Genomic DNA, 18,628 nt, shown 5'->3' with positions numbered 1-18,628 from the left:
GGAACGCATTGTTGTTCCCTTCACATCGAGGGGAGTTCGTGCGCTTGCGCATGAAACCGGGAGGCGGCCCATGCGTTGCAACGCGTGCCAGGAACAGGAGAGATGGCGGGAACATGAATGATTGACCGACGAAGATTTGTCCTGGCTTCGATGGCGACGATGCTGCCACGGCGCGGGTCGGCCGCGTTGCGCGGCCCGGTGCCAAGGACCTTCGACTACGGGCCGGCCAAGCTCGACATCTATGCGCCCGATGGCGCCAGGGGCTTGCCGGTCGTCTTTTTCGTCCATGGCGGCACCTGGCAGTTCGGCAAACGTACGCAGGTGAACGCCAAGCCGGCCTTCCTGCTCGCCAATGGGTTCTGCTTCGTCTCGATCGACTACCGCATGCTGCCGCAAGCCGATGTCGCGACCCAGGCCGGCGACGTCGAAAAGGCCTATGCCTATGTCAGGGCCAACATCGCCCGGCTTGGCGGCGATCCCAACCGCATCGTCGGCATGGGTCATTCGGCCGGCTGCCATCTGATTGCCTTGACCGGCATGCGCGGCGGATTGCCTGGCGTGGCGGCGCTCATCCTCGACGACACCAGGGCCTATGATCTTGCGGCGCTCCAGAAAAACGGCGGCATGGTGCGGGCCTATGCCCGGGTCTTTTCCGATCCCTCGCAATGGGCGGCATTGTCGCCGGCCAGCTATGTCGACGGCCGCAAGCATCCGCCGACCTTCATTGCCTACTCCCGCGCCGAGGGCCGTGACCGGGACTCCAAGGCTTTCGCCGAGCGCCTGCGCGCCACGGGCACGCAAGTGACGCTGTTCGACGGCAGCGCCTACACGCATATGTCGATCAACCGCGATTTCGGCGAAGACGGCGACGCGTTGACCGCCGCCGCGCTGGCGTTCCTGAAATCGACGGTCGGCTGATCCCTGCCGATTTCCGTCCGCCCCCCTCTGTCACTGGATCATGCCAAAAGCGGCGGCGGGATATTGCCGCGCCGACATCCGTGGGTGCAATTGCGCTATCTGTTGTCTTGACGCAGCTCCGGACGGAAAACCGCTTCACGCGTTTCCTGGAATTGCTCCTCGATCGTGAGCGGGAGAAAATTGCATGAACGGTGCCGATGTCCTGTGCGACGTGCTGCTGGCCAATGATGTGACGGTCTGCTTCGCCAATCCCGGCACCTCCGAGATGCATTTTGTGGCCGCGCTCGACCGCAAGCCTGAAATGCGCTGCGTGCTCGGACTGTTCGAGGGCGTCGTGACCGGTGCCGCCGACGGCTATGCGCGCATGACCGATCGTCCCGCCGCGACGCTGCTGCACACAGGCCCGGGCCTCGCCAATGGGCTGGCCAATATGCACAATGCCCGGCGTGCGTTCAGCCCGATGATCAACATCGTCGGTGACCATGCTTCCTATCACCTGCCGCTCGACGCGCCGCTCACCAGCGACATCGAAGGCCTTGCGGCGCCGATGTCCAAATGGGTTCGCCGCATCGAAGGGCCGGCCGATGTCCAGCCGGCGACGGAGGCGGCCTTTCGCGCCTCGCTGACGCCGCCGGGGGTCACGACGCTGATCCTGCCGGCTGATGCTGCCTGGGGCGACGCTGCCCTGGCCCCGTCGGGCAAGGTCGTCCTTCCGCCGCCGCCGGCCGTAAACATGGACGCCGTGCGCAAGGTCGCCGCCGCGATCCGGAGCGCTCCAGGCCGCGTCGGCATGATCGTTCGCGGGCGGGCCGCACGGGCCGATGCGCTAGAACTCGCGGGCCAGATATCTACAGCTTGCGATGTCCGTCTGTTCAGCGAGGTGCTGATCGCGCGGATGCAACGCGGGCGTGGGCGCGTGGCGCCGACACGCATTCCCTATCCAATCGATGCGGCGACGGCATTGCTGAGGGATATCGACGTTTTGGTGCTGGTCGGCGCGCGAGAGCCGGTCGCCTTCTTCGCCTATCCGGGAAAGCCCGGACGGCTTGTGCGCGAAGACTGCCAGGTGCTGACGTTGGCCACCCATGGCGATGATCTGCACGCGGCGCTGGAGGCACTGGGTGATGAACTCGGCGTCAGGCCGTCGCGGCAGACGATGTTCGCGACCGCCTTTCCGGAGGAGGCAGCGCCGAGCGGCACGCTGACGGACGATGCCATCGCGCTGTCGGTGGCGCGCAAGCTGCCGGACAACGCAATCGTCTGCGATGAGGCGGTTACCTCGGCGCGCCGTTTCTTCGCGCTGTCGGCATTCGCGGCGCCGCACGATTACATGATGGGCACGGGCGGATCGATCGGCGGCGGCATTCCGATGGCGACCGGAGCCGCGATCGCCTGTCCCGACCGCAAGGTGATCAATCTCGAAGCCGACGGCAGCGGCATGTACACGGTGCAGGGCCTGTGGACGCAGGCGCGGGAAAATCTCGACGTGGTGACGATCGTCTTTTCGAACCGAACCTACGCGATCCTGCATGGCGAGATGCGCAATGTCGGCGTGAATGCCATCGGCGAGAATGCCAGGCGCATGCTCGACCTCGACCAGCCCGCGCTGGACTGGGTTTCGCTGGCTAAAGGCATGGGCGTGGAGGCGGCGCGCGCCGACACATGCGAGCGGTTCGACGCGCTGCTGGACAGCGCCTTGTCGCGGCGCGGTCCGTTCCTCATCGAAGCGCTGATCTGACCGTTTGCGAAAGGCGAGCCGTAGGTCGCCGGCTGAACGACCTACCAGCGGGTCTTTTCGCCGGGAGCCGCCGGTTCGATCGCCAGCGCATGCACACCGGCCTTCAATTCCTCGGCAAGCAGTTCGTTGACGGCGCGGTGGCGGTCGATGCGGCTCATGCCGGCAAAGGCGGACGCGACGACGCGGACGCGAAAATGCGTCTCGCCGGTGCCGTCATAGGCGCCGTGATGGTCGGAGCCATGATGGTGATGGCCGGCATGGAGATGGCTTTCGTTGATGATGACCAGCCGCTCGGGCGAAAATGCCTTGTTGAGCTTGTCGTCCATGGTCGCCTGTATGGACATCGCCATCTCCCTTCACCACATATGGCTGGTGCGTCAGCCTGGGGCCGCTGCAACGCTTCAACAAATAGATCGTTTGAACAAAATGGATCGTTCGTCCGCTTTTAAGCCGCGATTCAGCGGTTAGGGCGATCATCGAGAAAATGTCAATTCTTGTTTCGCATCTGCGAACGCCCCATAAATGGGTGAGATGAAGCCGTATCCCAAATATTTCGAGAAGATTCGCATCCGCCAGGAGAAGGACGCGGAGGTGAAGTCGCACTCGCCGGTCTGCCAATGGGATGGCTGCAAGGAGCCGGGCACCCATCGCGCGCCGGTCGGGCGCATGAAGGAGGGCGAATATTTCCGCTTCTGCTTCGACCACGTGCGCGAGTACAACAAGGGCTTCAACTACTTCTCCGGTGTGCCGGACACCGAGGTGGCGCGTTTCCAGAAGGAGGCGATGACCGGCCACCGGCCGACCTGGAAAATGGGCATCAACGGCGCCTCGACGCGTTCGTCGCCCGATATGGCGCAGATGCGCTCCGGCCGTGCCGGCTACTACAACCGCATGCGCGACCCGTTCGACCTGTTCAAGGGACCGAAGGATCCGCGCGAGGCGCGCGAGCGCAAGGCCAAGCCGCTTGAGGCCAAGGCGCTGGAAACGCTTGGCCTTGATACAAAGGCGACTGGCAAGGATATCAAGGCGCGCTATAAGGAACTGGTGAAGCGTCACCATCCGGATGCGAATGGCGGCGACAGAGGTTCGGAAGACCGGTTCCGCGATGTGCTGCAGGCCTATCGCGTGCTCAAACAGGCGGGCCTGTGCTGAGCGACCCTATGGTTTGTGTCGTTTTCCAACTTTCATAAGGGTGGAAAAGGCTTTAAGACCGCCCCCGAACAAAATCGATTGCCGGCGAAACGGGACGTTTCGCCCGTGGAGACGTTGAGAGATATGAACAAGGTCGATCGCGACATCGCCAACCTGCCCGACACGACGGTGTCGGTGAAGGAGAAATTCGGCTTCGACTCCAAGATGGTGGTGCCAGCCTATTCGGTCACCAGCGAGCATGTGCCCGATGTCGATCCCGACTATCTGTTCGACAAGGCGACGACGTTGGCGATCCTCGCCGGCTTCGCCTATAACCGCCGGGTCATGGTCTCGGGCTATCACGGCACGGGCAAGTCGACCCATATCGAGCAGGTCGCGGCGCGCCTCAACTGGCCCTGCGTGCGCGTCAACCTCGACAGCCACGTCAGCCGTATCGATCTCGTCGGCAAGGACGCGATCGTCGTCAAGGACGGGCTGCAGGTCACCGAGTTCCGCGACGGCATCCTGCCCTGGGCCTACCAGCACAATGTCGCGCTCTGCTTCGACGAATATGACGCCGGCCGTCCGGACGTGATGTTCGTCATCCAGCGCGTGCTGGAATCGTCGGGCCGGCTGACGCTGCTCGACCAGAGCCGGGTCATCCGCCCCCACCCGGCGTTCCGGCTGTTTTCGACCGCCAACACGGTTGGCCTGGGCGACACCACCGGCCTCTATCACGGCACGCAGCAGATCAACCAGGCGCAGATGGACCGCTGGTCAATCGTCACCACGCTCAACTACCTGCCGCACGACAATGAAGTGAACATCGTACTGGCCAAGGCCAAGCACTATCGCGACGGCAAGGGCAAGGATATCGTCAACAAGATGGTGCGCGTCGCCGACATGACGCGCTCGGCCTTCATCAACGGCGATCTCTCGACCGTGATGAGCCCGCGTACCGTCATCACCTGGGCCGAGAATGCCGAGATCTTCGGCAATATCGGCATGGCCTTCCGGCTGACCTTCCTCAACAAATGCGACGAACTCGAGCGGTCGGTAGTAGCCGAGTTCTACCAGCGCGCCTTCGGCGAGGATCTGCCGGAGAGTGCTGCCAACGTGGTGCTGGGCTAAGCAGAGCCTCGATGGCGGGTCCGGGCGACAACACGCGCAACAAGTCGAAGACGGGGTCTGAAGCCGACAGCTTCAAGCGCGCCGTCACCGTCTGCATGCGCGCCATTGCCGGCGACAAGGACATGGAAGTCGGCTTCGCCAAGGACAGGCCGGCGCTCGCCGGCAGCCGCGCGCGCCTGCCAGAGTTGCCGAAGAAGGCGTCGAAGACCGATATCGCCATCACCCGCGGGCTTGGCGATTCCATGGCGCTGAAGCGCGCCTGCCATGATGTGCGCATCCACACCAGGCTGGCGCCGGAAGGCAAGGCGGCCCGTGCGATCTACGACGCGGTCGAACAGGCCCGCGTCGAGGCGATCGGCAGTCGCGCCATGCAGGGCGTCGCCGACAATATCGGCTCGATGCTGGAGGACAAATACGCCAAGGCCAACCTCGTCGACGTCAAGGACAAGGCCGACGCGCCGATCGAGGAAGCGCTTGCGCTCATGGTGCGCGAGAAGCTGACCGGCCGTCCGATCCCGAAGAGCGGCGAGCGGCTGGTCGAACTCTGGCGGCCCTGGGTCGAGGATAAGGCAAAGGCTGATCTCGACGGGCTTTCGGCCAAGCTGGACGACCAGCAAGCCTTTGCCCGGGTCGTGCGCGATATGCTCGCCTCCATGGAGATGGCCGAGGAACTCGGCGACGACCAGGAGACGGAAGACTCCGAGGACAATGACGACAACCAGCCGCAAGGCGAGGAGCAGAGCGAGGAGGGCGGCGAGGACGATTCCGGCTCCGAGCAATCGCAGTCCGAGGATGCCGAGGCGTCCGCCGATGACGAGCAGTCGGCCGAGACGGAAGCCTCCGACGCCACCGCCGACGATCTGTCCGACGATGATGATGCCGATGCCGAGACGCCCGGCGAGGCGCGGCGCAACGACAATCCCTTCACCAACCTGCCGAAGGAAATCGACTACAAGGTCTTCACCACCGCTTTCGACGAGACGGTCGGCGCCGAGGAGCTTTGCGAGGAGGAAGAACTCGACCGGCTCCGCGCCTTCCTCGACAAGCAGCTTGCCAATCTGTCGGGCGTCGTCGGCCGGCTCGCCAACCGCCTGCAGCGCCGCCTGATGGCGCAGCAGAACCGGTCGTGGGATTTCGACCTGGAAGAAGGCTATCTCGACCCGGCGCGGCTGGTGCGCGTCGTCATCGATCCGATGCAGCCGCTGTCCTTCAAGCAGGAGCGCGACACCAAGTTCCGCGACACGGTGGTGACGCTGGTGCTCGACAATTCGGGGTCCATGCGCGGCCGGCCGATCACTGTCGCCGCTACCTGCGCCGACATTCTGGCACGCACGCTGGAACGTTGCGGCGTCTCGGTCGAGATCCTCGGCTTCACCACACGGGCCTGGAAGGGCGGACAGGCGCGCGAGAAGTGGCTGAAGGACGGCAAGCCGCCGAACCCGGGCCGCCTCAACGATCTGCGCCACATCATCTACAAATCGGCGGACCATCCGTGGCGGCGGGCGCGGCGCAATCTCGGCCTGATGATGCGCGAAGGCCTGCTCAAGGAAAACATCGACGGCGAGGCGCTGCTGTGGGCGCACAACCGCCTGATCGCACGGCCCGAACAGCGCAAGATCCTGATGATGATCTCGGACGGCGCGCCGGTCGACGATTCGACGCTGTCGGTCAATCCGGGCAATTATCTCGAGCGCCATTTGCGCGCTGTCATCGAACTGATCGAGACGCGCTCGCCGGTGGAATTGCTGGCCATCGGGATCGGCCATGACGTCACGCGCTATTACAGGCGTGCCGTCACCATCGTCGATGCCGAGGAACTGGCCGGCGCCATGACCGAGCAACTGGCCTCGCTGTTTGCCGAGGAAAGCGCGCGCGACACGCGGCGCGGCGGCATCCGGCGCGCCGGATGACGACGGGCGATCGTATGCCTGAAATGTCGGCGCTGCCCCTCATTGTCCTGCCGGACATTTCTCCCCGTATAGTGACGGGGAGAAAGAGGCCGTCGCCTGGTATTTCGCCAATCGCCAGTGCTGTAAGAAGGGTGCCGGGGGCGCGGTCAGCCCCCTTCTCCCCGTCACTATACGCGGAGAAGGTGCCGGCAGGCGAATGAGGGCCGGCGCTAACCTGCGCATCCTCGCCCTGGGCATTGCGGCACTTTTGGCAATCGTGCCTGCGATCGCCTTCGGCTCGAGTCCAGTCGAGCCGGTCGCGGTCTCGGCAAGACCAATAAGCCAGTTCAGAATAGGACATGACGAGAAACAGTTCGGTCCGCTCGAATTCGTCGGCGGGTTGGAACTGATCTCGCCATCGCGCGATTTCGGGGGGCTGTCAGCGTTCCGCTTCCTGAAAGCAGGGGGCGATTTCATCGGCGTGGCCGACACCGGTTACTGGTTCCTCGGTACGGTGGCCCGCGACGCCGACAGACGGCCCGTGGGCGTCCAGAACTTCCGTTTGCAGCAGATGGTCGACCAGAGCGGCCAGCCAATCGACGAGAAATGGGAAGTCGATGCAGAAGGCCTCGCGGTCCAGGACGGCATCGCCACCGTCGGTTTCGAGCGCAATCATCGCGTCGCCCAGTTCAACATCGACCCCAGCGATATGAAGGCGCCATTCAAACAGCTGGATTTCCTGGTTCCGGCCCAAGAGTTGCGGCAGAACCGCGGCTTCGAAACCGTCGCCCATGCCAATGCTAACGGCCAACACCAGGGCGGTCTGGTCGTGGTCTCTGAGCAAAGCCTCGACAAATCAGGCAACATCTATGCCGCCATCATCGGAGGGCCGCACAAGGGTGTCTTCACCGTCAAGCGCAACGATAATTTCGACATCACCGATGGCGCCTTCCTGCCGGATGGCGACCTGTTGCTGCTGGAGCGCAGTTTTACCATGGCGGGTGGCCTCAAGATGCGGCTGCGACGCATCCATGGCGAGAGCGTGGAAAAGGGTGCCATCGCCGACGGGCCGGTGCTTTTGGAAGCCGACATGGGCTACCAGATCGACAATATGGAAGGGCTCGACGTGTGGACCCGCGATGACGGCGCGTTGATGGTGTCGCTGATCTCCGACGACAACCACTCGATCCTGCAGCGCAACCTCTATCTGGAATTCATCCTGCACCAGGATTGAGGTTGGTTACGGCATGCGCTCGTTGGCCATACGCAGACCATTGGTCGCGATCCAGATGACATGACGCGCGCCACGCTTGCCGTTGGCGCGCGTGTTGACCTCCTCGATCGTGAAGCCTGCCTGCTTCAGCCGCCGCGTGAAGCCAGGGTCCGGCCCCTGCGACCACACCGCCAACACGCCGCCCGGCTTGAGGGCGGTGCGGGCGATGCCGAGGCCTGCCAGGCTGTAGAGGGCGTCATTGCCCTTGTGGACGATGCCTTCGGGGCCATTGTCGACATCGAGCAGGATCGCGTCCCAGGCTGCAGGTTTAGAGCGTATCAGTTGCCCGACATCGGTCTCCTGGATGGTGACGCGAGGGTCGTCGAGACAGCCGCCAAACATTTCGGCCATCGGGCCGCGCGCCCAGGCGACGACAGCCGGCACCAGTTCCGCGACAGTGATTTCGGCATCATCGGGCAGCTCGGCAAGCGCGGCGCGCAAGGTAAACCCCATGCCGAGCCCGCCGATCAGTATTCGCGGCCGCCGATGACCGGCAATCCTGGAGCAGGAGAGTTGTGCCAACGCCTCCTCGGAGCCGCTCAGCCGGCTGTTCATCAGCTCGTTGGTGCCGAGCATGATCGAGAATTCGGCGCCACGCCGCTTGAGGCGAAGCTCCTGCGCACCATCCGGGGTCTTAGTCGCATCGAGCTGGACCCAGGGGATCATTGGCTTTGTCTGATCATGATCTTTTCCGAAAACCGGACGCCAAGTTTCGCTGACGCGGACTTTCGGTTCGGGATCATTTCTTAAACCGCGACCGCCGGCTGGCTCCAGCGGGCGGCGAGCAGCCGGTAGGGTATGAGCGCCACCACTGCGATGATCAGCTTCACGCTGAGGTCGCCGAGCGCCCAGGAAACCCAGCGCATGGCCTCGACATGGAAGACCCCCATCAGCGGCGCCGTCTCGAGCGCAAAACTATCGTTGGGGCCAGCAAAGGCGAAAGCGGCCGAGAATGCGACGGTGAAGAAGACCATGGTGTCGAACACCGAGCCGACCAGCGTGCCGACGATCGGCGCCCGCCACCAGCTCTGCCGGCGCAGCCGGTTGAACACGGTGACATCGAGCAATTGCGCGGAGAGGAACGCCGCGCCGGAAGCGGCCGCGATGCGCACCAGCCGGTCGGCGGCGGTCTCGAATTCGATGAAGCCGTGGCGGAACAGGAAGGGCGGCACAAGGATGGAGCAGACCACCGCCGTCATGAAGCCGACAAAGACGATCCTGCGCGCTACCGCAGGCCCGTAGCGGCGGTTGGCAAGGTCGGTGACCAGGAAGGAGAAGGGATAGGTGAAAGCGCCCCAGGTGAGCAGGTCAGCCAGCGACAGGCCGCCGATCTGGCCCTGCATGGGGAACTGCACGAGGATGTTCGATGCCACGACGACAAGCGCCATGGCGGCCACGAAGGGCAGATATCGCGAGAAGGAAGACATTTTTTTATCCTGGGTAATGGAACCAGCGGAGCATCAGGCCCAAGCGGGCATCGCTCGCTTCGTAGTTGAGCATCGGATTGCAGAACCCTTGCGGATTTCGTTCCGATGCCCAAGGCCAACAAGTGGTTGGCCGGGGCGGTCGTCCCCCGCCTTTAATCGATGTCAGGCGGCGGCCTGCTCGGCCAGCTTCTTGGCGATCTGCTTCTTCAGGAGACGCGCGCGCTGCGACAGTTCCTTGACGTCGGCCTTGGCCAGGAAGGCATCGAGGCCGCCGCGATGTTCGACCGAACGCAGCGCGTTGGCCGAGATGCGCAGGCGCACATTCTGGTTCAGCGCTTCCGAGATCAGCGTCACGTTGACGAGGTTCGGCAGGAAGCGACGCTTGGTCTTGTTGTTGGCGTGGCTCACATTGTTGCCGGTCTGGACTGCCTTGGCAGTGAGTTCGCAGGTGCGGGACATGGTTCTAACCTTCAGTTCTCTCGTGACCTGCCAAACCTTTGTGCCCACGCCGGGTGGCGCGCGGTTCTGGTCAGGCGGCCTTATGGAAAAAGTTGGCGTTCCATAGTTGCATTTCGCCAATGCGTCAAGCTCCGGTCCTTCGCCCATGCGGCATGCATTTCACATTAAGGCCGGAATTCACCCTATAAGCGGTCCCATAGGGACATGCCAAGCCGGAGTTGCCCGCCTCCGGCCGAAAAGATCGAGGACCGATCCCGCCATGCTTCGTTCGTCTTCCGCCCTTGCCGCCATGCTTGCCACCGCCTTGCCATCGGCTGCGTCCGCCGCTTCGCCGCAGTCTTTCAAGGGCGAGTACACGGTCTCGTTCCTCGGCCTGTCGATTGCGAGATCGACCTTTTCCAGCCGCTATGAGAACGGCGTCTATTCGATCAACGGCAGCGTCTCGGCGGCGGGTCTGGCCAGGCTGTTCGACGACACGCGCGGCACGATCTCGTCCAAAGGCACGATTTCGGGCCAGAAGATGGTGCCGCAGGCGTTCCGCGCCGACTACACCTCCGGCAAGAAGGTGTCCGCGATCGACATCCGCTTCGCCAATGGCAACGTGACCTCGACGCAGGTCATCCCGGCACCTGGCAAGCGCGACCCCAAGAGCTGGGTGCCGCTCGGGGCCGGCGATCTGGCATCGGTGCTGGACCCGATGGCCGCGACCGTCATCCATGCCGACAGTCTCGACAAGGTCTGCGGCCGCACCGTGAGGCTTTACGACGGCGAGATGCGCGCCAACCTGACGCTCAGCTACGCGTCGAAAGGAACGATCTCGGTGCCGGGCTACAAGGGCGACACCGTTACCTGCCGGATGGGTTTCGAGCCGGTGGCGGGCTACCGCAAGGGTCGCAAGGCGCTCAACTATCTCAAGGATAAAAGCCGGATGATGGTGACGTTTGCGCCACTCGGCCAAACCGGGGTATATGCGCCGATCCACGCCACGGTTGGAACGCAGATCGGCACCTTGACCATCAGCGCCAGGCGTTTCGAAGCGGTACAATAGGCACGCTCTCACGACGGAAGAGGGCGCGCCACGGGAGAGGAAATGGCGCGCGCTACACTGATCGGCTTTTCGGCGGTCGCCATGTGGGCGCTGCTGGCATTGCTTACCGACGCGTCCGGCAAGGTGCCGCCGTTTCTTCTGTCGGCGATCACATTCTCTATCGGCACCGGGGTCGGGTTTGTCGCTCGGCTGTTCATGCCAGCCGCCGACAAGAGCCGGAAGATACCGCCGCAGGTCTGGCTGATCGGCATTGCCGGCCTGTTCGGCTACCACTTCTTCTATTTCACGGCGCTGCGCAACGCACCGGCGGTGGAGGCAAGCCTGATCGCCTATCTGTGGCCGCTGCTGATCGTGCTCGGTTCGGCGCTGATGCCGGGCGAGAAACTGGCCTGGAACCATGTCGTCGGCGCGCTGCTCGGCCTTGCCGGCACGGTGCTCATCGTCACCAAAAGCGGTGGCCTTGCCTTCGATGCGCGCTACACATTCGGCTATACCATGGCCGCCGTCTGCGCGGTGCTGTGGTCGTCCTATTCGCTCCTGTCGCGGCGTTTTCCCTCGGTGCCGACCAGCATCGTCACCTGGTTCTGCGCGGCGACCGCCGTACTGTCGCTCGTGTGCCATCTGGCGCTGGAACAGACGGTGCTGCCGGACGGCGCCGGCCAGTGGCTGGCCGTGCTTGGGCTCGGCCTGATGCCGGTGGGCGCGGCCTTCTACGCCTGGGACATCGGCGTCAAGCGCGGCAACATCCAGGTGCTAGGTGCGGCAAGCTATGCGGCGCCGCTGCTGTCGACGCTGGTGCTGATCGCGGCCGGCGTCGCCGAGCCGTCGCTGCGCATCCTCGCCGCCTGCGTGCTGATCACCGGTGGCGCGGCCCTGGCGGCAAAATCGCTGTTCCTGCGCAAGCCGGCGGCGGCCGAGAGCGGAGCCAAGGTATCTGAAAGCGGAACTGGGGCATCAGAAGGCGGAGCCCGGGCATCCGAAGGCGGAGCCGGGGCATGACGATGCCGTTTGCCGGCGGCATCGACGCCAATGCCAATGCGACGCTGATCTTCTCACTGGTGGCGGCGGTGATCTACGCCTTCACATCAGGCACGTCGCCGACGCTCGCCCGCTCGGCGGCAAAGACGCTCGCCGTCGCCATGCTTGCCGTGCTCGCCGCAATGCAGGGCGGCCCGCTGATGCTGGTCTACGCGCTTGCGCTCAGCGCGGCGGGCGATGCCTTCCTGTCGCGCGATGGCGAAAAGCCGTTTCTCGGCGGGTTGGCGAGTTTTCTCGTCGCCCACATCGTCTACATCGTGCTGTTCCTGCGCAGCGGCGGCGGGCTGGATGTGCTTGGCGCCGAATCCTGGCGGGGCGCGACCGCACTGGCAATGGCGGTGTTCGCGATCGTCATGCTGGCCGCGCTCTGGCGCCGCGTCGGTCCCGGCCTGCGTCTTCCGATCGCCGTCTATGTCGCGGCAATCCTGGCGATGGGCATGGCGGCGCTGACGACAGGCAACGCCTGGGTGATTGGCGGCGCCGTGCTGTTCATGGCATCGGACGGGCTGCTCGCCACGGAAAAATTCCTGGTTGCAGCCATCTCGCCGCATCGCGCCTGGATGCGTTTTGCCGTCTGGGTTTTATACTATGCCGCCCAACTGGCGATCACCCTCGGGTTCCTGCTGGGCTAAATTGGCTTCGGCTGCCAGCCCGGTTCGGCCAGTTCGAAGGCGGCGAAATCAAAGCCCGGCGCAACCGTGCAGCCGACCAGGGTCCATTCGCCCAGGCTGCGCGCCGATTGCCACCAGCCCGCCGGCACGACGATCTGCGGCCGTTCACCCGCCGCGAGGTCGATGCCGAGAACCTGCTCGATCACCTGGTTGTCCCTCGGGCTGCCTTCTTCCCACATCGACAATGCCAGCGGCGCGCCGGCATGGAAATGCCAGACCTCGGCGGCGTCCCTGACCCGATGCCAGGCCGAAACCTGATGCTGCTCCAGCAGGAAATAGATGGCGGTCGAATGGCCGCGCGCACCGCCGGCTTCATCGCGAAAGGTCTGCGTGTACCAGCCACCCTCCGGATGCGGCTTCAGTCCGAGCGTCGCGATGATTTCCGCTGAGCTGTTCATCTGTCGAAGGCTAAAGCGCGCCGCGTTGAGACGGACCGATGCGGCACGCTTTAGTTCGTTGTTTTTTATGCATGTCGTTTCCCAAAACCGAGGTCATTTTTGGGCGGCATGCATAGCATGGCGCTCAGAAATTGTCCTTACGTTTGCGAATCTCGGCGAACACTTCGGCATCCCCAGCCCTTTCCATGCCGAGATGCTTACGAATCGCCGGATCGTGCCAGCGGAGGAAAGGATTGGTCGACAGTTCCTCGCCGATCGTGGTCGGCAGTGTCGGCTTGTTGTCGACCCGCAGCGCCTCGATCCGGGCGGCACGCTCCCTCAAGGCCGAATTGGTCGGGTCGACGGTCAGCGCGAAACGGGCGTTGGCGAGGGTGTATTCGTGGCCGCAATAGATAACGGTGGCAGCAGGAAGTGCGGCAAGTTTCTTTAGCGATTCGTACATCACCGGCGGCTTGCATTCGAACAGCCGCCCGCAACCCAGCGCAAACAGCGTGTCGGCTGTGAACGCCACCTTCGATGCCGGCAGGTAATAGGAGACGTGGCCGGCGGTGTGGCCTGGGGTGGCGATCACTTCGATGCGTTCATCGCCGAGATGAAGCACGGAACCCTCTTCGACCGTTTCGTCGATGCCGGGGATCTTGGCCTTTTCCGCTTCCGGGCCGACGATGCGCAGCTTGAAGCGCTCCTTCAACGCCAGATTGGCGTCGACATGATCGAGATGGTGATGGGTAGTCAGGATCATCGTCGGCGTCCAGCCGGTGCGCTTGATCGCTGCCAGGATCGGCGCTTCCTCGGGCGCGTCGATGATCGCCGTCTGTCCGCTTTCGGGATCATGCACCAGAACACCAAAATTGTCGGTGCGGCACATGAACTGTTCGATTTCGACCGCCATCGCATCTCTCCATCTTGTTGCCGCAGACATAGGGCGCCGGCGCGCCGATGTCATGTGGGAAGCACCGAACAAAGTCCGCGATCCCAGACGCCTCCGGCCTCTTGTTGAATCCGGCCGATATCACGGCTACATCCCTGAAATGCATTCCGACATCGTCGATCTCCGTTCCTTCTATTCGACAACGCTCGGCCGGTTCGCCGAGCGCTCGATCACCATGGCGCTGTCGTCCATATGGGCCACCGTGCCCAACGAACGGCTGGTCGGCCTCGGCTATACCTTGCCCTGGCTGGAGCGTTTCGGCGTCGATGCCGAACGGGTCTTCGCCTTCATGCCGGCGACGCAGGGCGCCGTGGTCTGGCCGGCGACGGGGCCGACGGCGACGGCCCTGGTCTTCGACGAGGAACTGCCGCTGGTCGATTCCTGCATCGACCGCATGCTGCTCGTCCATTCGCTCGAACATGTCGAGAATCCGCGCGAGACGCTGAATGAGATATGGCGGGTGCTGTCGCCGGCGGGCCGCGTCGTCATCGTCGTGCCCAACCGGCGCGGTGTCTGGGCGCGCTTCGAGCATACGCCGTTCGGCAATGGACGGCCTTTCTCACGCGGACAGCTGACGGAATTGCTGCGTGAGGCGAATTTCACGCCCGCGGCCTGGTCGGATGCGCTGTTCTTCCCGCCGTCGCGGCGGCACTTCATGATGCGCTTCCACAATGTGCTGGAGCGCGTCGGTCGGCGGCTGTGGCCGATCTTTTCCGGCGTCATCGTCGTCGAGGCGCAGAAGCGGCTCTATCAGGGCGTGCCGGTGGTCCAGCGCGCATCTCGCCGCGTCTTCGTGCCGGTGCTGTCGCCGCATGGCGCGACGCGGCTTGGCCGCCGGGCCGGCGCGGAGGGTGCGGCGTCGCCGGCTCGCCGGGTGAAACCTTCGTGATCATGGTGGAAACGCGCGCCCTTTCCCGACCTATCTGTCGTGATCAACGCGCACCCTGGTCGATATTCGGATGTCTTCGTTTTTCTTCATCTGGTTTCAGCATCGCTTCTGAACGCAAGGACATTGGGTATGGCTGATCAACCAGACAACGCTGTCCACTCCCGGCCGGTGGTTGCGGCCGTCGAAACCAGCAGCCTGCGGGATCAGGTGACGACGATCAAGCAGGCGCTGGTGGGATCGCCGGTTCGCAAGTGGCTGCTGTGGACTTCGGTCGGCATCATGGCCGTCATCATCGCGACATCGGTCGGCCAGGTGCTACTCAATCGCTGGAACCAGCCTTTCTACGACGCGCTGGCGCGCAGGGACATGGCGGCCTTTCTGCACCAGCTTCTTGTCTTCGCAATGATCGCTGGCGGGCTTCTGGTGTTCAATATCGGCCAGACGTGGCTCAACCAGATGATCCGGCTGAAGCTGCGCGAGGCGCTGACGCTGGACCTGATCGACCAGTGGATGCGGCCGGCGCGCGCCTTCCGGCTGGCCAATGCCGGCGCCATCGGGGTCAATCCCGACCAGCGCATGCAGCAGGATGCGGCGCATCTTTCCGATCTGTCGACGGATCTCGGCGTCGGCCTGCTACAGTCGCTCATCCTGCTGGTGTCCTTCGTTGGCGTGCTGTGGGAGCTGTCTTCGGGCTTTGTGTTCCACATCAACGGCTGGTCGCTGGCCATACCGGGCTACATGGTCTGGGCCGCGTTCCTCTATGCCGGCACCGCCTCCTGGCTGAGCTGGCTGGTCGGGCGACCGCTGATCCGTCTCAACAGCGACCGGTACACAAGGGAAGCGGAGCTGCGCTCCTCTATGGTGCGCGTCAACGAGAATGTCGATGCCATCGCCCTGTACCATGGCGAGGCCGACGCCAAGCGGCGGCTCGAACTCGACCTTGGCACGGTTCTGGGCGCCATGCGGCGCATCTATACCGCCCAGATCAACCTATCCTGGGTGACCGACACCTATGGCTGGATCACCGTGGTGGCGCCGATCCTCGTCGCCTCGCCAGTCTATTTCTCCGGCGACATCAGCTTCGGCGGGCTGATGATGGCGGTAGGGGCCTTCAACCAGGTCCACTCCTCGTTGCGGTGGTTCATCAACAACATCGGCAGCATCGCGGACTGGCGCGCCACGCTGATGCGCGTCGCCGACTTCCGCATCGCGCTCGTCGAGACCGATGCGCTGCATGGCACGGAAAAACGCATCACCTTCAGTGAGAACGCGAATGGCAGCATGACTTTCGAGAACCTCCAGGTGGCCTCGCCGGAAGGATGCGCCAAGCTTGCCGACCAGCATGTCGAAATCCGAACCGGCGAGCGTGTGATGATCACCGGCGAGCCGGGCGCCGGCAAGACGCTGTTCTTCCGTGCCATTGCCGGCCTGTGGCCTTGGGGAAGCGGGAAGATCGGCATGCCGGCAGGAGAAGCCCCCATCTTCGTGCCGCGCGTCCCGTATTTCCCGGCTGGCACGCTGCGCGAGGTCCTCGATCATCCAAACGGGGTTGCTCCGGCCAGCGATGCCGAGATTTCGGCGGTGCTTGCCGAAGTCGGTCTCGGACGACTGTCGTCTTCGCTGGATCGGTCGGCCCGCTGGGAGCGTGAGCTGGGCGATGACGAACAGCGTTCGCTTGCCTTCGCAAGGCTCGCCTTGCGCAAACCGAAATGGGTGATCATTGACGAAGCGATGGACGCGTTCGATGGCCCCACGTTGAGGCGAGTGTTGTCGGTGCTGGAAAAGCATTTGCCGGAAGCGGCCATCCTTAACATCGGGCGCGGCCAGCACAACAATCAGTTCTTTCCGCGCGGCTTGGCAATTGTGAAGGATTCCGGCGCGCCTGCGCTGAAGCCTGCCCGCGTCAGGGCTGGCGCCATCGAACCGCCGCCTGTCGCCACCCGCCGCAAGAAGTAGACTGCCTTGGGAACTTGACCGGTAGGGTCGCGGGGACTCGTTGTGCATGCCGTTGCCCCAAAGTCCGCTGGCCCCTTTTGGGCGAGAGGCGATCAGGCAGGCCGGGCGCCAAACGTGTCGCGAAACTCATTATAGAGATCGCGGCGCCAACGCCGGCCACAGACATAACCATTGATCAGCTCCGGCAGCGAATAGCCAAGCGCCTTCGACGAGCGGTTGGCCATGTAGCCCTCGAAGGCCTCCGGTATCCGGCCCCTGAGAACATCGGCAATGATCTGCCGCGAAACCATGTAAGGCGGGATGTGCGGATAGGCGTGGGCGATATACGGATGCTTGCCCATCAGGTTCGCATAGGCTTCGACATAGCCGCCGCGGCGGCGCGAAATCGAATTCTGCGAATTGTATTTCGTCCAGTCGATATCCCTGGACAATTGCGCGCCGCACCGCCGCGCCAAGCGCAGCAGCAACTCCCGGTCCTGCATCCTGGTAATGTCGCTGTCGTAGCCGCCGATTGCCAGCAAGGCCTCGCGGCGGGCGGTTATCGCGGAACCGGCGAGGAAGATCGTCTGCGCCACAAGCGTCCGCTCGAGCATCATGGGGCTCACGAAGGCCTCGGGGTTGACGCAGTTGGTGGCGCGGCCGCTCTTCACGGAAACATATGAGCTGATCAGCACTTCGAGCGCCGGATCCTCATCGAACCGGGCCAGGGTGCACTCAAGCCGATGCGGCAGGTAGACGTCGTCCGAATCAAGGAATGTCACCACCGGTGCCCGCGCACGCTCGATTCCGGCATTCCTCGCGGCGTTCGCGCCTCGCCATTTCGCGCCGACATAGATCAGCCGCGGATCGCTGATGCGGGCCAGCGTCTCCTCCGTGCCATCGGTGGAACCATCGTCGACGACGATATGCTCAAGCTTCGGCATGCTCTGGGAAAGCACGCTTTCCACGGCACGCAACACCGTTTCGCGCCGGTTGTGGGTCGGCGTGATGACCGTGATGAGGGGAGAGTATTCCATCTTCCCGGTCATGCCGCGTCAGCCGGTTCCAGCGCAAAAATGCGCGTCCTGCCAGTTCCTTCGATCTTCAGGATGGTCAAATGGATCGGACGTCCCCCTTCCGTGATCCTCTTCGTATTCGTTCGAAGGGTACAAAAACCAGCCGCGCATGTCACCCCATCGCAGCGAGGCTCAATCCACGAGGAGTGACGAATTCCGTGCCGAGCGCTTCAAGTGCAACACCATCGCCGCCCGCCATGTTTGCGAACCGCCGAAGCGAAGATGGCGCTGCCTGACGCGGATCGCCTCTATTCTCCATGACGTCGGAGGTAATCGCATCGCCGCCGATGTTTGGGCAGATTGGCCCTTGGAAGGCCGGTCGCTGGCCTCGACCAGAGGGAGTTATGTCATGACCGGCTACGCCGTTGCCCATATGCGCCAGGTCAAGATGGGGCCGCGGATCGTCGAGTATCTGCACAGGATCGATGCCACGCTGGAGCCTTTCGAGGGCCGGTTCCTGATCCATGGCGGCGATGTGGAGGTGGTCGAGAACGACTGGCCGGGCAACCTCATCATCATCGAGTTTCCCGATAGGCAACATGCGCGCGGCTGGTACCGCTCGCCCGCCTACCAGGCGATACTGTCGCTGCGCACCGACAATTCTCAATCCGACGTGGTGTTCGCTAACGGCGTCGAAAATCCACACAAGGCCACGGATGTTCTGCGGTGATGGAGC

Annotated in this window: 19 protein-coding genes; 12 read left to right on the top strand and 7 right to left on the bottom strand. The window is 63.7% G+C overall.

The annotated features are described in order from the left end of the window. Positions 1 to 117 precede the first annotated feature (117 nt). Entirely contained in the window at positions 118 to 918 is an 801-nt protein-coding gene (locus FJ958_RS12255; RefSeq protein ID WP_140742877.1) for an alpha/beta hydrolase, read from the top strand. A 184-nt stretch (positions 919 to 1,102) separates the two neighbouring features. Continuing rightward, complete coding sequence (locus FJ958_RS12250; protein WP_140742875.1) at positions 1,103 to 2,656, top strand: acetolactate synthase large subunit; 1,554 nt, start codon at positions 1,103 to 1,105, stop codon at positions 2,654 to 2,656. A gap of 41 nt (positions 2,657 to 2,697) precedes the next feature. Here the strand turns inward: FJ958_RS12250 and FJ958_RS12245 are convergent, their stop codons facing one another. Beyond that, positions 2,698 to 3,000, bottom strand: a complete 303-nt coding sequence (locus tag FJ958_RS12245; RefSeq protein ID WP_140742873.1) for a BolA family protein — start codon at positions 2,998 to 3,000, stop codon at positions 2,698 to 2,700. A 178-nt stretch (positions 3,001 to 3,178) separates the two neighbouring features. On the opposite strand from FJ958_RS12245, the gene FJ958_RS12240 reads away from it, so the two are divergent. The 4 genes from FJ958_RS12240 (at position 3,179) to FJ958_RS12220 (ending at position 8,041) form a co-directional block, all read left to right on the top strand. Then, positions 3,179 to 3,808: a J domain-containing protein gene (locus tag FJ958_RS12240; RefSeq protein WP_140742871.1), complete on the top strand. Its 630-nt coding sequence runs from the start codon at positions 3,179 to 3,181 to the stop codon at positions 3,806 to 3,808. Positions 3,809 to 3,931: 123 nt separating this feature from the next. Then, on the top strand, positions 3,932 to 4,918 hold the full coding sequence (cobS, locus tag FJ958_RS12235) for a cobaltochelatase subunit CobS (protein ID WP_056576002.1): 987 nt from the start codon (positions 3,932 to 3,934) through the stop codon (positions 4,916 to 4,918). 11 nt (positions 4,919 to 4,929) lie between these two features. Next, entirely contained in the window at positions 4,930 to 6,828 is a 1,899-nt protein-coding gene (cobT, locus tag FJ958_RS12230; RefSeq protein WP_140742869.1) for a cobaltochelatase subunit CobT, read from the top strand. Between the two features lie 196 nt (positions 6,829 to 7,024). Further along, the gene (locus FJ958_RS12220; RefSeq protein WP_140742852.1) at positions 7,025 to 8,041 is read left to right on the top strand and encodes an esterase-like activity of phytase family protein; all 1,017 of its coding nucleotides are present in this window, start codon (positions 7,025 to 7,027) and stop codon (positions 8,039 to 8,041) included. 6 nt (positions 8,042 to 8,047) lie between these two features. On the opposite strand, the gene FJ958_RS12215 is transcribed toward FJ958_RS12220, so the two are convergent. The 3 genes from FJ958_RS12215 to rpmB form a co-directional block, all read right to left on the bottom strand. Continuing rightward, positions 8,048 to 8,746 (bottom strand): spermidine synthase, encoded by a 699-nt coding sequence (locus FJ958_RS12215; RefSeq protein ID WP_140742850.1) that lies wholly within the window; start codon positions 8,744 to 8,746, stop codon positions 8,048 to 8,050. Between the two features lie 80 nt (positions 8,747 to 8,826). Further along, on the bottom strand, positions 8,827 to 9,507 hold the full coding sequence (locus FJ958_RS12210) for a queuosine precursor transporter (RefSeq protein ID WP_140742848.1): 681 nt from the start codon (positions 9,505 to 9,507) through the stop codon (positions 8,827 to 8,829). Positions 9,508 to 9,669: 162 nt separating this feature from the next. Continuing rightward, positions 9,670 to 9,966 (bottom strand): 50S ribosomal protein L28, encoded by a 297-nt coding sequence (gene rpmB, locus FJ958_RS12205; protein ID WP_140500766.1) that lies wholly within the window; start codon positions 9,964 to 9,966, stop codon positions 9,670 to 9,672. A 259-nt stretch (positions 9,967 to 10,225) separates the two neighbouring features. Between rpmB and FJ958_RS12200 the strand changes: the two genes are divergently transcribed. From FJ958_RS12200 to FJ958_RS12190, 3 genes are read left to right on the top strand one after another with little or no spacing between them, the layout of a single operon-like run. Further along, positions 10,226 to 11,014 carry a DUF3108 domain-containing protein gene (locus tag FJ958_RS12200; RefSeq protein ID WP_140742846.1) on the top strand — a complete coding sequence of 263 codons (789 nt, stop codon included), beginning with the start codon at positions 10,226 to 10,228 and terminating at the stop codon, positions 11,012 to 11,014. A 42-nt stretch (positions 11,015 to 11,056) separates the two neighbouring features. Continuing rightward, entirely contained in the window at positions 11,057 to 12,013 is a 957-nt protein-coding gene (locus FJ958_RS12195; protein WP_140742844.1) for an EamA family transporter, read from the top strand. Next, positions 12,010 to 12,684 carry a lysoplasmalogenase gene (locus FJ958_RS12190; protein WP_140742842.1) on the top strand — a complete coding sequence of 225 codons (675 nt, stop codon included), beginning with the start codon at positions 12,010 to 12,012 and terminating at the stop codon, positions 12,682 to 12,684. Before FJ958_RS12195 ends, FJ958_RS12190 begins: the two co-directional genes overlap by 4 nt. Here the strand turns inward: FJ958_RS12190 and FJ958_RS12185 are convergent. After that, positions 12,681 to 13,121 (bottom strand): cupin domain-containing protein, encoded by a 441-nt coding sequence (locus FJ958_RS12185; protein WP_140742840.1) that lies wholly within the window; start codon positions 13,119 to 13,121, stop codon positions 12,681 to 12,683. The genes FJ958_RS12190 and FJ958_RS12185 overlap by 4 nt on opposite strands. Positions 13,122 to 13,245: 124 nt before the next feature. Further along, positions 13,246 to 14,013 (bottom strand): hydroxyacylglutathione hydrolase, encoded by a 768-nt coding sequence (gene gloB / locus FJ958_RS12180; protein ID WP_140742838.1) that lies wholly within the window; start codon positions 14,011 to 14,013, stop codon positions 13,246 to 13,248. Positions 14,014 to 14,152: 139 nt separating this feature from the next. Between gloB and FJ958_RS12175 the strand changes: the two genes are divergently transcribed. Together FJ958_RS12175 and FJ958_RS12170 are read left to right on the top strand one after the other, a co-directional pair. After that, positions 14,153 to 14,941 carry a methyltransferase domain-containing protein gene (locus FJ958_RS12175; RefSeq protein WP_140742836.1) on the top strand — a complete coding sequence of 263 codons (789 nt, stop codon included), beginning with the start codon at positions 14,153 to 14,155 and terminating at the stop codon, positions 14,939 to 14,941. Between the two features lie 129 nt (positions 14,942 to 15,070). Then, positions 15,071 to 16,897 carry an ABC transporter ATP-binding protein/permease gene (locus tag FJ958_RS12170; RefSeq protein ID WP_140742834.1) on the top strand — a complete coding sequence of 609 codons (1,827 nt, stop codon included), beginning with the start codon at positions 15,071 to 15,073 and terminating at the stop codon, positions 16,895 to 16,897. Between the two features lie 92 nt (positions 16,898 to 16,989). Here FJ958_RS12170 and FJ958_RS12165 read toward each other — a convergent pair whose 3' ends face one another. Further along, on the bottom strand, positions 16,990 to 17,925 hold the full coding sequence (locus FJ958_RS12165) for a glycosyltransferase family A protein (protein ID WP_140742832.1): 936 nt from the start codon (positions 17,923 to 17,925) through the stop codon (positions 16,990 to 16,992). 376 nt (positions 17,926 to 18,301) lie between these two features. Here FJ958_RS12165 and FJ958_RS12160 point away from each other — a divergent pair, with 376 nt between their 5' ends. Next, positions 18,302 to 18,622: a DUF1330 domain-containing protein gene (locus FJ958_RS12160; protein WP_140742830.1), complete on the top strand. Its 321-nt coding sequence runs from the start codon at positions 18,302 to 18,304 to the stop codon at positions 18,620 to 18,622. Positions 18,623 to 18,628 lie beyond the last annotated feature (6 nt).

The sequence above is a fragment of the Mesorhizobium sp. B2-3-5 genome, assembly GCF_006442395.1.
GTDB lineage: Bacteria > Pseudomonadota > Alphaproteobacteria > Rhizobiales > Rhizobiaceae > Mesorhizobium.
The sequence above is the reverse complement of the archived record's forward strand: the minus strand, read 5'-3'. Positions and strand labels throughout refer to the sequence as shown.

What these genes read in the sequence shown, in the direction of transcription:
- cobT (WP_140742869.1), top strand. Translation starts at nt 4,930, where the DNA reads ATGGCGGGTCCGGGCGACAACACGCGCAACAAGTCGAAGACGGGGTCT.
- rpmB (WP_140500766.1), bottom strand. Translation starts at nt 9,966, where the DNA reads ATGTCCCGCACCTGCGAACTCACTGCCAAGGCAGTCCAGACCGGCAAC.
- FJ958_RS12170 (WP_140742834.1), top strand. Translation starts at nt 15,071, where the DNA reads ATGGCTGATCAACCAGACAACGCTGTCCACTCCCGGCCGGTGGTTGCG.
- gloB (WP_140742838.1), bottom strand. Translation starts at nt 14,013, where the DNA reads ATGGCGGTCGAAATCGAACAGTTCATGTGCCGCACCGACAATTTTGGT.
- FJ958_RS12210 (WP_140742848.1), bottom strand. Translation starts at nt 9,507, where the DNA reads ATGTCTTCCTTCTCGCGATATCTGCCCTTCGTGGCCGCCATGGCGCTT.
- FJ958_RS12190 (WP_140742842.1), top strand. Translation starts at nt 12,010, where the DNA reads ATGACGATGCCGTTTGCCGGCGGCATCGACGCCAATGCCAATGCGACG.
- FJ958_RS12220 (WP_140742852.1), top strand. Translation starts at nt 7,025, where the DNA reads ATGAGGGCCGGCGCTAACCTGCGCATCCTCGCCCTGGGCATTGCGGCA.
- FJ958_RS12195 (WP_140742844.1), top strand. Translation starts at nt 11,057, where the DNA reads ATGGCGCGCGCTACACTGATCGGCTTTTCGGCGGTCGCCATGTGGGCG.
- FJ958_RS12160 (WP_140742830.1), top strand. Translation starts at nt 18,302, where the DNA reads ATGACCGGCTACGCCGTTGCCCATATGCGCCAGGTCAAGATGGGGCCG.
- cobS (WP_056576002.1), top strand. Translation starts at nt 3,932, where the DNA reads ATGAACAAGGTCGATCGCGACATCGCCAACCTGCCCGACACGACGGTG.
- FJ958_RS12255 (WP_140742877.1), top strand. Translation starts at nt 118, where the DNA reads ATGATTGACCGACGAAGATTTGTCCTGGCTTCGATGGCGACGATGCTG.
- FJ958_RS12185 (WP_140742840.1), bottom strand. Translation starts at nt 13,121, where the DNA reads ATGAACAGCTCAGCGGAAATCATCGCGACGCTCGGACTGAAGCCGCAT.
- FJ958_RS12250 (WP_140742875.1), top strand. Translation starts at nt 1,103, where the DNA reads ATGAACGGTGCCGATGTCCTGTGCGACGTGCTGCTGGCCAATGATGTG.
- FJ958_RS12215 (WP_140742850.1), bottom strand. Translation starts at nt 8,746, where the DNA reads ATGATCCCCTGGGTCCAGCTCGATGCGACTAAGACCCCGGATGGTGCG.
- FJ958_RS12175 (WP_140742836.1), top strand. Translation starts at nt 14,153, where the DNA reads ATGCATTCCGACATCGTCGATCTCCGTTCCTTCTATTCGACAACGCTC.
- FJ958_RS12240 (WP_140742871.1), top strand. Translation starts at nt 3,179, where the DNA reads ATGGGTGAGATGAAGCCGTATCCCAAATATTTCGAGAAGATTCGCATC.
- FJ958_RS12245 (WP_140742873.1), bottom strand. Translation starts at nt 3,000, where the DNA reads ATGTCCATACAGGCGACCATGGACGACAAGCTCAACAAGGCATTTTCG.
- FJ958_RS12200 (WP_140742846.1), top strand. Translation starts at nt 10,226, where the DNA reads ATGCTTCGTTCGTCTTCCGCCCTTGCCGCCATGCTTGCCACCGCCTTG.
- FJ958_RS12165 (WP_140742832.1), bottom strand. Translation starts at nt 17,925, where the DNA reads ATGACCGGGAAGATGGAATACTCTCCCCTCATCACGGTCATCACGCCG.